The 13,171-nt window shown below is 60.1% G+C and carries 13 protein-coding genes; 2 read left to right on the top strand and 11 right to left on the bottom strand.

All coding sequences use genetic code 11. The annotated features are described in order from the left end of the window. Positions 1 to 63: 63 nt before the first annotated feature. A complete protein-coding gene (locus ABEI27_RS03755) occupies positions 64 to 1,449 on the bottom strand; it encodes a RimK/LysX family protein (RefSeq protein WP_375798074.1) in 1,386 nt (461 codons plus the stop codon). Between the two features lie 114 nt (positions 1,450 to 1,563). Between ABEI27_RS03755 and ABEI27_RS03750 the strand changes: the two genes are divergently transcribed. Continuing rightward, positions 1,564 to 2,565, top strand: a complete 1,002-nt coding sequence (locus ABEI27_RS03750) for a succinylglutamate desuccinylase/aspartoacylase family protein (RefSeq protein WP_375798073.1) — start codon at positions 1,564 to 1,566, stop codon at positions 2,563 to 2,565. Between the two features lie 39 nt (positions 2,566 to 2,604). Here ABEI27_RS03750 and ABEI27_RS03745 read toward each other — a convergent pair whose 3' ends face one another. The 5 genes from ABEI27_RS03745 to ABEI27_RS03725 all read right to left on the bottom strand — a co-directional run bounded on the left by ABEI27_RS03745 (position 2,605) and on the right by ABEI27_RS03725 (position 6,325). After that, the gene (locus tag ABEI27_RS03745; RefSeq protein WP_375798072.1) at positions 2,605 to 3,450 is read right to left on the bottom strand and encodes a hypothetical protein; all 846 of its coding nucleotides are present in this window, start codon (positions 3,448 to 3,450) and stop codon (positions 2,605 to 2,607) included. A gap of 165 nt (positions 3,451 to 3,615) precedes the next feature. Next, positions 3,616 to 3,786, bottom strand: a complete 171-nt coding sequence (locus ABEI27_RS03740; protein ID WP_375798071.1) for a hypothetical protein — start codon at positions 3,784 to 3,786, stop codon at positions 3,616 to 3,618. A gap of 13 nt (positions 3,787 to 3,799) precedes the next feature. Further along, positions 3,800 to 3,961: a hypothetical protein gene (locus tag ABEI27_RS03735; RefSeq protein WP_375798070.1), complete on the bottom strand. Its 162-nt coding sequence runs from the start codon at positions 3,959 to 3,961 to the stop codon at positions 3,800 to 3,802. Between the two features lie 764 nt (positions 3,962 to 4,725). Beyond that, positions 4,726 to 5,151, bottom strand: coding sequence for a hypothetical protein (locus ABEI27_RS03730; protein ID WP_375798069.1), 426 nt, complete (start codon positions 5,149 to 5,151; stop codon positions 4,726 to 4,728). A 265-nt stretch (positions 5,152 to 5,416) separates the two neighbouring features. After that, positions 5,417 to 6,325, bottom strand: a complete 909-nt coding sequence (locus ABEI27_RS03725) for a CHAD domain-containing protein (RefSeq protein WP_375798068.1) — start codon at positions 6,323 to 6,325, stop codon at positions 5,417 to 5,419. 162 nt (positions 6,326 to 6,487) lie between these two features. On the opposite strand from ABEI27_RS03725, the gene ABEI27_RS03720 reads away from it, so the two are divergent. Continuing rightward, on the top strand, positions 6,488 to 6,706 hold the full coding sequence (locus ABEI27_RS03720) for a hypothetical protein (RefSeq protein ID WP_375798067.1): 219 nt from the start codon (positions 6,488 to 6,490) through the stop codon (positions 6,704 to 6,706). Positions 6,707 to 6,922: 216 nt separating this feature from the next. Here ABEI27_RS03720 and ppk1 read toward each other — a convergent pair whose 3' ends face one another. From ppk1 to ABEI27_RS03695, 5 genes are all read right to left on the bottom strand, one after another. Further along, complete coding sequence (ppk1, locus tag ABEI27_RS03715; RefSeq protein ID WP_375798066.1) at positions 6,923 to 9,481, bottom strand: polyphosphate kinase 1; 2,559 nt, start codon at positions 9,479 to 9,481, stop codon at positions 6,923 to 6,925. A gap of 195 nt (positions 9,482 to 9,676) precedes the next feature. Then, the gene (locus ABEI27_RS03710) at positions 9,677 to 9,979 is read right to left on the bottom strand and encodes a hypothetical protein (RefSeq protein ID WP_375798065.1); all 303 of its coding nucleotides are present in this window, start codon (positions 9,977 to 9,979) and stop codon (positions 9,677 to 9,679) included. Positions 9,980 to 10,153: 174 nt separating this feature from the next. Beyond that, positions 10,154 to 11,263, bottom strand: coding sequence for an ABC transporter ATP-binding protein (locus tag ABEI27_RS03705; RefSeq protein WP_375798064.1), 1,110 nt, complete (start codon positions 11,261 to 11,263; stop codon positions 10,154 to 10,156). Further along, on the bottom strand, positions 11,260 to 12,234 hold the full coding sequence (locus ABEI27_RS03700; RefSeq protein WP_375798063.1) for an ABC transporter ATP-binding protein: 975 nt from the start codon (positions 12,232 to 12,234) through the stop codon (positions 11,260 to 11,262). The genes ABEI27_RS03705 and ABEI27_RS03700 overlap by 4 nt, the downstream gene beginning before the upstream one ends. Next, the gene (locus ABEI27_RS03695; RefSeq protein ID WP_375798062.1) at positions 12,231 to 13,169 is read right to left on the bottom strand and encodes an ABC transporter permease; all 939 of its coding nucleotides are present in this window, start codon (positions 13,167 to 13,169) and stop codon (positions 12,231 to 12,233) included. The genes ABEI27_RS03700 and ABEI27_RS03695 overlap by 4 nt, the downstream gene beginning before the upstream one ends. Positions 13,170 to 13,171 lie beyond the last annotated feature (2 nt).

The following is a 13,171-nucleotide window of genomic DNA, read 5'->3' as shown; positions in this document are numbered from 1 at the left end:
CTTGCTGCCGGTGAGTGTTCAGTGACTCGACAGCGGGCTGTGGAGAGCATCGTTATTCGATGGTTATTCTTCGACAGTTCGGCTGATGTCCAGCGTGTACGACTCGAGAACGTCCCGGCCGAGCAGAACCGGATAGGTCATCGTAGATCGGTCCGTGATGCTGGCTCTGACTGTCCGCCAATGGCCGTTCAGACAGAGGTCGACGTCGACGAGCGGCCGCGTCTCCGTCTCGCCACCTGTTCCCGACTGGACGTCGGTCGTCCCGACGAGCGGACCGGCACCGATCCGACCGGCAAGTTCGGTGTCGATGCAGGTTCGCTTGGCTCCCGTGTCCGACTTCGCGACCGCCTCGTCGGCCCCGTTTCGACCGCTGAGCCGTATTCTGGTGGTGTAACCGAGGACGCCGCCGTCTCCGTCCTCCCGGACGAGCGGCGGCTTGCAATCCGGGACGGAATCGTCCAGCGTAGATTCCATCGCAGCGACGTGTGCGTCCTCGACGCCGCCGTCCGCCCGCCTGATAGCCAGACTGGCGATGTGGGGAGCGACCGAGACCCCAGTCGCAGCGAACAGTCCTTTGAACCCGGCCGTGGCGTTCACTTCGAGGATGTACCACTTGTCGTCGATGGGCATCAGATCGACTCCGGCCAGATCCAACTCCAGTGTCCTCGTCGCCTCTCTGGCGAGACGACGGGGGCGCCGACCGAGTTCGTCAGTCACTCCCTCGGTGTCGCCGCCGAGAGCGACGTTGGTCCGCCAGTCGTCTTCGGGAGCGCGGCGTCGCATCGCGCCGACGACCTCTCCGTCGACGACGTACACCCGAACGTCCGATGGGCGCTCCTTGGAGCTTTCCAGAAACTCCTGAACGAACGTCTGTTCGTCGTCGGTCGACGGACTCACGGGTTCGTCCGGCGAGACGACTGACATCCCCTGGCCGTTGGTGCCGATAGTGTGTTTATGTGCGGCGGCGTCAGGAAGGTGGTCCGGCCACGCCTCGAACGTTCGCGGTGACCGTCCGAAGAAGGCGTCCGGCACCGGGAGGTCCGCCGCGGCGAGTTTGGCTCCCGCTCGATACTTGTGGAGGGTGTTCGCGACGGCCTGCGAGCGGTTGATAACTGGCGTCGTCTCCTCGTAGAGCGCAGCGAGTTGGAGGTCCTCGAGTTGGTGGTCACTCTTCGTCAGCAGCAATCGATTCACGAGGGCGTCAACCCGTGGCGAGAGGTGGACGCTCCCGTCTTCGATCCAGGAACTGACGTTCTCGTCGCGGACCCACACGGGTTCGTGCCCCAGCACCCGAATCGCGTTCAGGATGGCTTTGGTCTCTTTGCTGTTGTGGGTACTCAACACACCGACCCGTTGTGTCTCGGTAGCAGTCCGCGTCCTATCGACGTTCGGGGACCGTGTTGCGTTCGCTGGATGCTCCGTGCCGGGCGAATTGAACGAAGTAGTCATTGGCGTCGCTCCGGTTGATGTCCGACATCGGGGTGCTTATTCTATATGCGAGTGTGTAACACAGTCACAACGGCTCTCCCAATTTAAGACGCGGGCCTCCACACGTACGGACAGATGAGCGCAGACCAGCCAGCGCCGTTCACGTTCGACGGCGGCCACGTTGCACCGGGTGAAACCGAAGAGTTTCGCTACACGGTGAGCGAGACCTATCTCGGCGATCCGATTCGGATCCCGGTCACGATTATCAACGGACCCCGTCCGGGGCCGACCGCATTTCTCTCGGCGGCCATTCACGGCGATGAACTCAACGGAATCGAAGTCGTGCGCCAGGTCGCACAGGAGTGGGACCACTCGGAGGTCTGTGGCACACTCGTGTGTCTCCCCGTCCTGAACGTTCAGGGGTTCGTCGCGCAGGAGCGGTATCTCCCGATCTACGAGCGCGATCTGAATCGGGCGTTCCCGGGGAAGCCAGACAGCACGAGTTCGAACCGGATCGCCTATCGGATCTATCGGAACTTCATCGAACCCTGTGATTTCGGCCTCGATTTTCACACCTCGACGCGTGGGCGGACGAATATGTTCCACGTCCGCGCAGATATGGACGACGAGGGGGCCGCTCGACTCGCTCGCGCCTTCGGAACGAATCTGATTATGTCTGGCGAGGGATCGCCGGGAATGCTACGCCGGGAGGCCACCACGGACGAGATTCCCACGGTCACCTTAGAGATGGGGGAAGCACACCGCTTCGAACGGGAGCTGATCGATCACGCGCTCGGTGGGGTGCGAAGCGTCTTCGCCGAATACGGCATCTACGAACAGGAGACCGTCCGGTGGCCGGGGTGGCGGACGATCATCGAAGGCTGGAGTGAGAAGACGTGGCTCCGCGCCGACGCCGGTGGTATCGTCGAGATGCACCACGAACGGGGTGATCTGGTTCACGAGGACGAGCAAATCTGCCGGATTACGAACCCGTTCAAATCGGACGCCACCGTCGTCGAAGCCCCGTTTACCGGTCTCGTCGTCGGCGTCCTGGAAAACCCCGTCGTCTACCCAGGGAATCCGCTCTGTCACTTCGTCAAAATCGAAGACGCACAGCGGCGAATTATCGAAGAATAGACCGACAAGTGAGACCACCGCTATCTCTCGACCGACGGGTCATATCTCGCCTGCGAGGTATCGTTGGACCGTCTCGGCGATCGCAGACTCGAATGCGCGCATCGACACTACGGGGTCGCCGTCGTGGTACAACGCGGGGTAGTGTTCTCGGGCGATGTCGGCGACGACCTGATCACGAACCGTCTCGACCGAGAGGGTGTCTCCGGCGCCCTCCAGACGAGCAACCGTGTCGGCGAGGCGGGTTTCCGTTGCGTACTGTGCTGCGAGTGCTTCGGCTGCCGGGTCATCGTGTGCTGATCCCGCTTCGCTCACATCGCCACGCCACGCCTGGGCACGGTTCCCACTCTTATCGCGAATGAGCGCACCGACCGCCCGGCCGTCGCGCCAGATTGACTGAGGGAACTCCTCGCCGTCCGTATACTGGCTGATGTCGGTGTGGGCAGCGGGTTGCTCCTTACCGAACGCAGGAAGCGTCGGGAGTCCGAGTCGATCGAACGCAGTCGTCGCCATATCCGGTGACAGATACTGCTCGCTCTCGTCGGTCCAGACGTCCGTGCCGAGGAACGCCGGAACCTCCTGCCACGGGTATGCGATGCCCTCGTTCCACGTGACGCGCCCGACGAACGTGATCGACTCCGGATCGTCGGTCGCCGTCCGCATCGCCTCGCGGTCGAGCGCACTGCAGACGTGCTGCGCGGCCCGGCGATACGGCGGTGGCAACGCGGCGGCGGTCGTGGCCGTCCCCGCCTGCGTGCCAAACTGAAGTGCGCCGCCAGCCGTCACCTGAAACCGGAGCCACCCGCCCGTGGGGAGTTCCTGGATCCAGAGGTGTCCTGTCAGACCGGGCGGCCGTGTCAACTCCGGTGTCTGTGGAACCGCCTGCATATCTTCAGCAGCAGTCGCTGGGGCGGTAAGCGTTCCGCTCGATTCCCTCGTCGAGGCTCAGAGGGACCCCGCCGTACTGGCCGGGATAGTTAGTCTGCACGTGGATATCAAACTCGCCAGTACTGCGACCTGAACTGGCGGTGCTGATCTGTTCAAAACTCTCAGTCAGTTGGTCAGCGCCCTGCCGGCCGTTTTGCAGCACAACCCCATACTGTCCCGGTTGGTCCGCGTCGATGTCGCGGTCGCAGCCCCCGTTTTGAGACTGGTACTGACGGTATCGAATCCGTCGAACGTCCGCCTGAGATTCGCCTGCATCTGCGTGAACGCGTCGATCATACGCCCCAGTTCGTCACGTCCACGTGTTCGTCGATGTCGGATCAAGATCCCCGTTGCTGGTCGCAATGGCCGCTTCCGATAGTTGAATCACGGAGGTGGTGAGAGGCCCTGCGACGGACAGTCCGATCACGACGGCGAGAATGAACGCACCGGCGGTGAGCCCGATAATCTCCATCTGTGCTGTCTGCGCTGTCCTATCGGCGATCTCGGCCTGCGATTCTCCGTCCGCTTGTACGGATTCCTCGATTGCACTGGCCTGTATCCCCGACCCGATAGAGCTATGTTTTCGACTCTCTGCTTCGCGAGTGTCGTGTCGCCCGACGCCCTCGTCTCGAAGAAGTAGTCTCCACGCGCGTTGTACTGCTCGTGTTGTGATCTGAGCGTCGTAACCCGTTCTTCGAGTAGTTCATTCGCGTCAGCGAATTGCTGCCGTGCCGTTCCGTCACCGGGTTGAGCGGCCTGTATCGCCCGTTGTTGCCGTTCGATGGCAATCGTCAGCTGCGTCGCCGAACCCATTTTCCCGCTGTCTGCTGCGATGAGATGGGCTTCCTCGTCGACGGTGGTAACTGACGTGTACCCAACCGCTCCAGTGACGACACCAAGCCACGAACAGAAATGCGATAACGAGTTTCGGCCGCAAATCCAGACTGTCGATTTTCAACCGTCCAAACATACTCTGATTACCGAAGATAATATAATAAATCGACCGGAGTAGAAGTGGACAAGTACCAGAATTTTATACGTAATTCGGTGGCAAAATCACAATTGAAACGTCAATAGATGCCTGCAACCTACAAGCTGATGTCCTGTGTGAGAACACACCTCTAACCAATATTGCACCTTCGGGAAACTATTGTCGGTCAGACCTGGTCATATTCTCATACGCTGGATCCGCAGGTGCTGGAAAAGCGATCCAGCAGTCGTCTGTCACAGTGAACGCTATCGGGAAGTTGCTCTCCGGACTGCCGCACCGAGGAGAAATGCGAGCGACCCGATGACGAGGGCTTCCACCACGAAGATCAACAGCCCTTCGAGTTGGAAGAAGTAGGCCGCTTGCTCCAACCGCGTCCGATAGGAGAGTCCAGTGAACGCGTAATCCGCTCGATAGCCGAGGAGGGCGGCAACGGAGACGAACCAAGCAGAGATCAATCCGCCGTCGTCGTACCCGACGAGGGCAGCGACGGTGAAGCCGACGAGTGCGGCGTCTCCTGGAATCCAGACGATTCCGCCGGAGACGGTAAACAACCCGGTGGCGTACGCAGCGAAGGTAAGCAGAAGGACGAAGACTGCGACTATGGGCCAGAGGACCCGCCGATACCATACGCGTTCTCGCCCAACGAGCCACGGTCGGCGTGACCAGACCATACGGGATGCAGTTGCACTGGCGGGTTAAGTGGCCGGAAGCCACAAACGACCATTGCACCGACCCTCGGGATGCCTCGAAACAGGATACGGTCCGACCGAGAGACGTTGCCGACGCTGTCGTCACTTGAAACAGTAGCCAAAGGCAGTTGTAGAATGGTGCATTCCTACGACAGTCAGGATCCCTGACAGAGCACCTCAGGTGGCGTTGTCCCGGCCCTCGGGGATACGCAATCTCGGAGTGAAATCGACGGGAGGGACGACTGCATTACGGGTTCGGGTCGTATTCCCGCGTCGCCGTCCAGTATGCGCCGATCCGGTCGACCAGTCGGTCAGGAGGTTCGGCAAATATCCGCTCACCGAGGGGTCGCCCTCGTCGATGTAGTTCCGACCGTCGTCCGCGGAGTATCGGATCTAGCGTTTCTCGGATCTCTTGGTCGAACAGTTCCTCGTCGTGCATCGCCATCGCGAACTCCGCGAGATCGTTCTCGTCACCGATGACGTCCGAGAGCCTTTTCAACTGTTCTCGGCGCTCTTTCATCGGTTCGACCCAGACACGGCGTAGGAGCCGGGAGTGATACCGGTGGTATTTGATCCGCTTTCGCCACTCGTGAAACCGCTCGAAGGTCGGATCTTCGTACGCTTCGGCCATCCGATTCCGACCGCGCTTGTACGACTTGCGGAGACCGCCGGCCACGGCGTCGTATCCGTCGGTCGCGATCGGGAGGTTCTCGATTCGCGATCGCCCTTCGACGAGGTCAGCTCGAACCCTCGTCAACAGCGTTTCCAGTTCCGCTTCGACCGCTATCGTATCCCGACGGGTCAGAAGCGCCTCTCTGATCTCGGTGAGTGTGGTCTCGTCGAGTGCGTCCTCGGCTTCGACTGCCGATTTCACGTGGTCGTCGAACGTTTCGATCATCGCCTGGGCATCTCGCACGTCTGACACTCGTCTCGCAGCGTCCCGATACTGGGCGTTCTCCTCGGAGTACGTCGGCAAGACGGGTCGAACGAGACGGAGTGCAGCGCGAACCTCTTTACACCGCTTCCGAACCTCGTGGACGGTCTCGTGGGGGTCCATATCGCCGTCGATATGACCGATCGCCGTCTCGACTTTCCCGTCGGCGATCCGCGTTATCTCCTTGGAGACAGGTTCAGTCGGCTGTATCGTGTACTCCATACGAATTCACTGTGATCGCAGTACTATGTAGCGTACATTGAAATTCTTTGTGACACTGGATCGGTCCAGTCGTCGAGATGCCCCTGGAGGTGATCCCAACTCGGTCAGCGCCGTCTGGGAGTATGTATAGTCATCGTTTGAGCCTTGCTGGACTTTTTCCTGATGGCACATCTACACGAAATCACGATGAACTCCCAGACGCTCTATCCAGTGCTATTGGGTACGTTTGACCTCGGATTGGCTGGAATCCTCGGTATGGTTGCCCCCGTGCTCGGGGTGATGATGGCCTTTGTTGGGTCTTTGGTGGTCGTGACGTTTGCGTTCCAACACCTGAGCGTCCCCTCCCGACTGTCGTCACTGCCGACGACAAGTGACGCGTAGCTGATATTCACTCGAGCGGTCTCGATCGAAGATCGCCTGAAAAGTGACTCACTTCCCTGGCGCGCTGCTCTTTCACTGATTAAAACGATTATGCGGCGGCATCGTTCTGACGACCGCACGGACTGCAGCACAGCGCCCGTGGTTCTGGTCAGTACACCCCTCGAAAACAACCGGTATGGTCTGTGTGGCTGACTCAGGTGCTGGACACCTCCCGCCTCACTCGTACTCGGACCGGAGCCGACGTCTGGCACCGTCCCGCGTTTTGAAGTACCGACGGTCGCCCTCAATCGTCCGGACCGCCCAGTCGTACGTGTCACTATCGGGCTGATACCAGTGCTCGGAGTGTCTATCGAAGACGGACTGGCCCCCTCCATCCGAGTGCGGTCGACTGTCGCTGTGATCCCCGCCATCGGGGTCCACGTTGGCCCCGGTCTCGGCCTCAGGTTCGGAGGGTTCGTCAGGGGCGTTTTCGGCCTCAGATTCCGAGCGTCCGTCGAACTCGATCCCGTCTTCGAGGTCGGAGCGCCCGTCAACCCCCGTTTCAGTCTCCGGGCCGACGGGCACGCCAGCCCCGGGGGGTGTCTTGATTTCGGTATCCGCCTCGGAGCGGGAGTCCCTCTCAGAGTCTGTCAGCGGCTCGATAAGTAGATCCGATTCGATGAGGTCCGTGTCGACGACCATCCCCGGTCCGTGGCCGCGGTCGCAGGCGGCTTCCGTTGCGTCCATCAGTATCTCCTGGGTATCCCGCATCGGTTCTCCGTCTGGGATCCGCTGTTGATAACTTCCGTCGGACTGCATCACCCACCGACGGCGATTGTCCGTGAGCGACACTTCGAGAATGAACCGGAGTTGCTCACGCAGTTCGACGTCCTCGATGGGCGTCACGGCCTCTACCCTGTTGTCGAGGTTTCGGGTCATCCAATCGGCGGACCCGATGTACCACTCGGGGGTGCCCGCGTTTTCGAAGTAGAATATCCGGGCGTGTTCGAGGAATCGCCCGACAATCGAGTGCACGCTGATGTTCTCACTCAGTCCGTCGATCCCGGGCCGAAGCCGACAGATGTCTCGGACGATGAGATCGATTTCGACCCCGACCATCGAGGCGCGGTAGAGTTCCTCGACCATCGCCGGGTCTTCGAGTCCGTTGATCTTTACCACGATCCGGGCCGGTCGGCCAGCACGGGCGTGTGCGGCCTCGCGTCGAATCATCTTGGTGAACCGCTCCCGCATCGTCACCGGAGCGATGAGGAGTTTCCGAAACCGGTCGTCGAGCGTCGGGCCGGTGAAGAAATTGAACACCTTCGTGAGATCGAGGCCGATGTCGCGGTTGACCGTCAGCAGTCCCAGATCCGAATAGCCCTTCGCAGTCTCGGAGTGATAGTTCCCCGTCCCGACGTGCGAGTAGAGTTTGACGCCGTCGGCCTCCTGCCGAACGACGAGCGCTGTTTTCGTGTGTGTCTTCAGGCCGACAGTTCCGTACGCGACGTGAATGCCCTCTTCTTCCAGTTGCCGAACCCACTCGAGATTGTTTTCTTCGTCGAACCGAGCCTTGAGTTCCACCATCACGGCCACCTGCTTGTCGTTGGCTGCCGCGTCGATGAGACTCTGGATGACCTTCGAGTCGCTGGCGGTCCGGTAGATGGCTGCCTTCACTGCCAGAACGCTTGGGTCGTTCGCCGCCGCATCGAGGAACCGCTGCACAGTTCCCTCGAACGAGTGATACGGATGGTGTACGAGAATGTCGCCGTGACGGATCTCGTCGAAGATGTCCACCTGGCCGTCTTGTGTGTCCCCTCTGGTCGCTCCCAGTCGAGGATGTGGCTGGGGCGTCCACGACGGCAGTTTGAGGTCCGGACGATCGGCGTCCACCAGTTCGAAGAAGTCCTCGAAGTCGATCGGACCCTCTCGGTGGAAGACCTCGCGGTCGTCCATATGGAGTTGGTTCTTGAGAATCGAAAGCGATTCTTCGGGCATATCCGCATCGACCTCTAACCGCACCACGGTCGCGAAGCGGCGCTGTTCGAGGACCTCCTCGACCATATCGATGAGATCCTCCGCAACTTCCTCGTCCCGGCGCACCTCGGCGTTCCGGGTCACTTTGAACTTCGACACGTCATGGACGTCGAGATCAGGGAGCAAGAGATCGAGATTGCGTTCGATGAGGTCTTCGATCAGCACGTGCTGATCGCTCTCTCCGGGCACTTCGATCAGTCTAGGTTGGTTCGGCGGGATTTTGATCCGCGTGAACGTCGACTCACCGGCCGCGTTGGACGAGAGCACCGCAAGCGACAGCGAGAGGTTCGAGATGAACGGGAACGGGTGTGCGGGGTCGAACGCGAGCGGCGTCAGGGTCGGGAGAATCGACTCCTCGAAGTACGTCCGCAGGCTGTCTTGTTTTCCTTTTGAGAGGTCCTCAGGAAGGCAGATCTCGATTCCGTCCGCCGCAAGCGTCGGCTTGAGAACCGTTTCCCAGTACTCCGACTGCTTGCGAAACAGTGGGCGCGCGGCATCGAGTACCTCGTCCCACTGTTCTTTCGGCGTCCGGCCGTCGGGCGTCGTCTCGCTCACGTCAGCGTTGATCTGCTGCTTGAGCCCGCCTACTCGCTTCATAAAGAACTCATCCGTGTTCTTGGTGAAATACGCCAGAAACCGGAGTCGCTCCAGCGGTGGGTTCCGCTCGTCCACTCCCTCCTGGAGTACGCGTTCTTGGAACGCGAGTTCCGAGAGTTCTCGGTTGAGATAGTACCGCTCCGCCGTGGGATCTCGTTCGCTCATTATATATCTATATGATTCGACAGTTCGGATGAGACCCGGGTTATCCGGTCTCCGATGGCTCCTGCAATCGGTCTCGGACGCGGTTGTCTGATCGCTCGTCCATACGTTCGGGATCCAGCGCGGGCTATCGGACCGAGACTCGACGACGGTATCACGACCGGCTCCATCCTCCGTCGGAATCGTCCCACCTGATACTCAGGGCAGTTGCGCCCCTGCATCTTCGTCGGAGACGGCCTCGGCCGGAAGCCCCATTGCAGTAGGCGACCGCCACGCTGCTTCGGGCAGTTCTTCCACGTCATCTTTCGGAAGTATAAGTTCGACCGCCTCTTCAATCACCCGGTACTTGTGGATTGCAGCCTTGCTCTCGTTGAGTTCGTGATCGAGGAGATGCGTCTTCGCAGTCGAGCGCAGCTGGTCCTCGGAGAGGTCCCATCGTGTTCCCGTCACCGCTCGCACGGCCTCACAGATTGGACAGTTGAGAAGCACGACTCGTGGCATACTCTCGTACAGGCGGGTGGAGTACAAGAATCCCAATCTATAGACGTATATGGCGGTATATAGCAATTTTGTCGGTATGTATCCTATGTAAAATCGAATACGTTTCACACCACTCGGGTCAGTGCAATCTGCGGACCCGACCCGACACACTCTCTTACCGACCCAGGGCAGCGGTCATTCCCGTCTCGGTTCCTCGTGAGGGGTCGGTGATACTTCGGAACTGAGACGGCCCTGGTCTGCGTCCGCTGCACTTTCGCTGGCTGAGCCGAGGTCCTCCGCCTCAGGGACGCGGATGCAACGCACGTCGTGTCCGTCGTGCGGTTCAAATTCGGGGAGCACTTCGGCGCACTCCTCAGTCGCAATCGGACACCGAGGATGGAACCGACACCCGGACGGCGGATCACTCGGTTCCGGAACGGTCCCGGGGAGGGTTATGTCGTTCTCTGTAGCGTGATGCGGATCCGGCACCGGGACGGCGGAAATCAACGCTTGCGTGTATGGGTGTTTCGGATCCGTGAACAGCGCGTCCGTGGACGCCTTCTCGATGATGTTGCCGAGGTACATCACCAAGACGTCGGTGGCGAAATGGCGGACAACGGAGAGGTCGTGAGTGACCATCACGTACGTCAGATCGTACTCGTCTTTGATATCGTCCAGCAGGGTGAGGATCTTCGACTGGACGCTCACGTCGAGGGCGCTGGTGGGTTCGTCCAGAAAGAGCAGCGTCGGGTTCAGACTGATCGCCCGGGCGATTGCCACCCGTTGCTGCTGGCCACCCGAGAGTTCGTGCGGATAGCGGCCGTAGTATCGCGGCCCGAGGCCGACGTCGTCTAAGAGACTGACGACCCGGGCGTCGATCTGCCGAGTCGTCGCGTCCGTGTGCAACTGCAACGGTTCGCTGATGATCTGTCCGATCGTGTTACGCGGATCCAGCGAGGACTCGGGATTCTGAAAGACGATCTGGATCTCGCTTTTGAGCGCCCGCTTCTCGCTACCCGTTCGCTCGCTGAACGGGGTCCCCTCGTATGAGATGGTTCCTTCTGTGGGCTCTTCGAGTCCGAGAAGCGTCTCCAGCAGTGTGCTTTTCCCGCATCCGGATTCACCGACGATGGCGTGCGTGTCACCGGAGTGGATGTCGACGTCGACGCCGTCGACTGCGCGCACCGTCCCCGTCTGTCGTCGGAGGATCCCCTCTTTGATCGGGTAGTGCTGCTTGACGTTCCTGGCTTTCAATAGTGGTTCGCTCTCCGTCGCGGCCGCGTTTGAGTGGATGGAGTCGCTCATTGATCCTCCGCGTCGTGCACCAGACACGAGGCCTGGTGATCCCGCCCCTCGACTTTTTCGGGCCGTGTCGTTTCACACCGCGTCTCTGCGTCGGGACACCGCGGGTGGAACGCACAACCACTCGGCGGGTCTCGCATATTCGGGACAGTCCCTTCGATCACCCGTAACTCTTCGTCCCCGCGCTCGATGTTCGGAATCGTCTGCAACAACTCCCGGGTGTACGGGTGCGCGGGACGATCGAAGATGTCGTAGACGCTCCCATATTCGATTACTTCGCCCGCGTAAATAACCGCGATTTTGTCACAGAATTCCGCGACGACACCAAGATTATGAGTAATCCAGAGAACTGAGAGGTTTTCCTCTTCGACGATGTTTTTGAAGATCTCCATCACCTTCTTTTGAACCGTGACGTCCAGTGCAGTAGTAGGTTCGTCGGCAATAATCAGGTCCGGATCAAAACCTAATGCCATCGCGATAGAAACTCGTTGCTTCATTCCACCTGACAGTTCGTGGGGGTAGCTATCCAGGATTCGCCTCGGATTCGGCATATCGACTCGCTCGAGGTACTCGATGGCGACTGACTCCGCCTCCGCATCGTCGAGATTACGGTTGTGGCCGATCGCCTCGATCATCTGACTTCGGATGGAGTAGACGGGGTCCAGTGACGTCGATGGATCCTGGAAAATCATCGTGATGTCGCGACCGCGGACGTTCTGCATCCCGGATTCCGAAAGCGACAGCAGGTCTCGCCCCTTAAGGGTGATCGACCCGTCGGCGATCCGACCAGGCGAATCGACCAGTCGGAGAATCGACTGCGCCGTGACTGACTTTCCACTCCCGGATTCGCCCACCAGTCCGACTCGTTCGCCTTCGTTGATCGTCAGATTCACCCCGCGGAGCGCGTTGACGGTCCCGGAGTTGGTGTCGAAATTAGTGTGTAGATCGTTGATTTCGAGCAGTGGCTGTGTCATCGTTTGTCCTCCAGTTTCGGATCGATCGTATCGCGGAGCCCCTCACCGAGGAAATTGAACGACATAATCACGAGCACGATTGCCAGTCCCGGGAACACCGAGATCCACCACGCCGACGTAATGAACTGCCGGCCCGTGGACAGCATAATTCCCCAAGAGGGAGTCGGTGGCTGCACGCCGAGCCCCAGGAACGACAGCGACGCTGCGACCGCGATAGCGTTCCCCATCTGGAGTGTGACGACGACGAACGCGGGGATGATCGCGTTCGGAACGAGGTGTTTGAAGATGATCTTTGTGTCACTCAATCCGATGGCCTCCGAGGCTTTAATGAAGTCGAGTTCCCGGAGGGACAGCACCTCGCCGCGGACGAGTCTGGCAAAGACGCCCCAGAACACCAGGCCGATGGCGACAAGCACCGTCGTGAGGTCCGGTTCGAGAATCGACGCCAGTGCGAGGCCCATAATGATCGCCGGAAACGCCCACGTCGTATCGATTGCCGTCCGGACGACTGCGTCGACCCACCCGCCGTAGTATCCAGCGAGCGCACCGAGAAGCGAGCCAATCACGAAAGCGATACCCATCGAGGTGACGGCGATCATCAGCGCGATTCGGGTGCCGAAGATGACGCGTGAGAGGATGTCTCGCCCTAAGCTGTCGGTCCCCATCGGATGCGCTATCGACGGTGCCGCTCGAACCGAAGTCGCAGAGATTGCTGTCGGGCTATACGGGGCGATCTGGGGCGCGAAGATGGCGACGATGGCGACACCAAACAGTAACGCTCCGCCGACAATCGAGAGCCGATGACTCGAGAGGTCCTTGATGAAGAACCAGGTTCGTTCGAGGCGAGACTCTGCGCTGCTGATTCGCTCTACCTCGTCGTCCCACTCTTCGAGTAGTCCGTCCCAGTCGATTTCGGTCTGCGTGCGTTCACTCATTG

This window comes from Halobellus sp., from assembly GCF_042218505.1.
Classification (GTDB): domain Archaea; phylum Halobacteriota; class Halobacteria; order Halobacteriales; family Haloferacaceae; genus Haloquadratum.
Note: the sequence above shows the minus strand (reverse complement) of the source record. Positions and strands in the feature narration are given on the sequence as shown.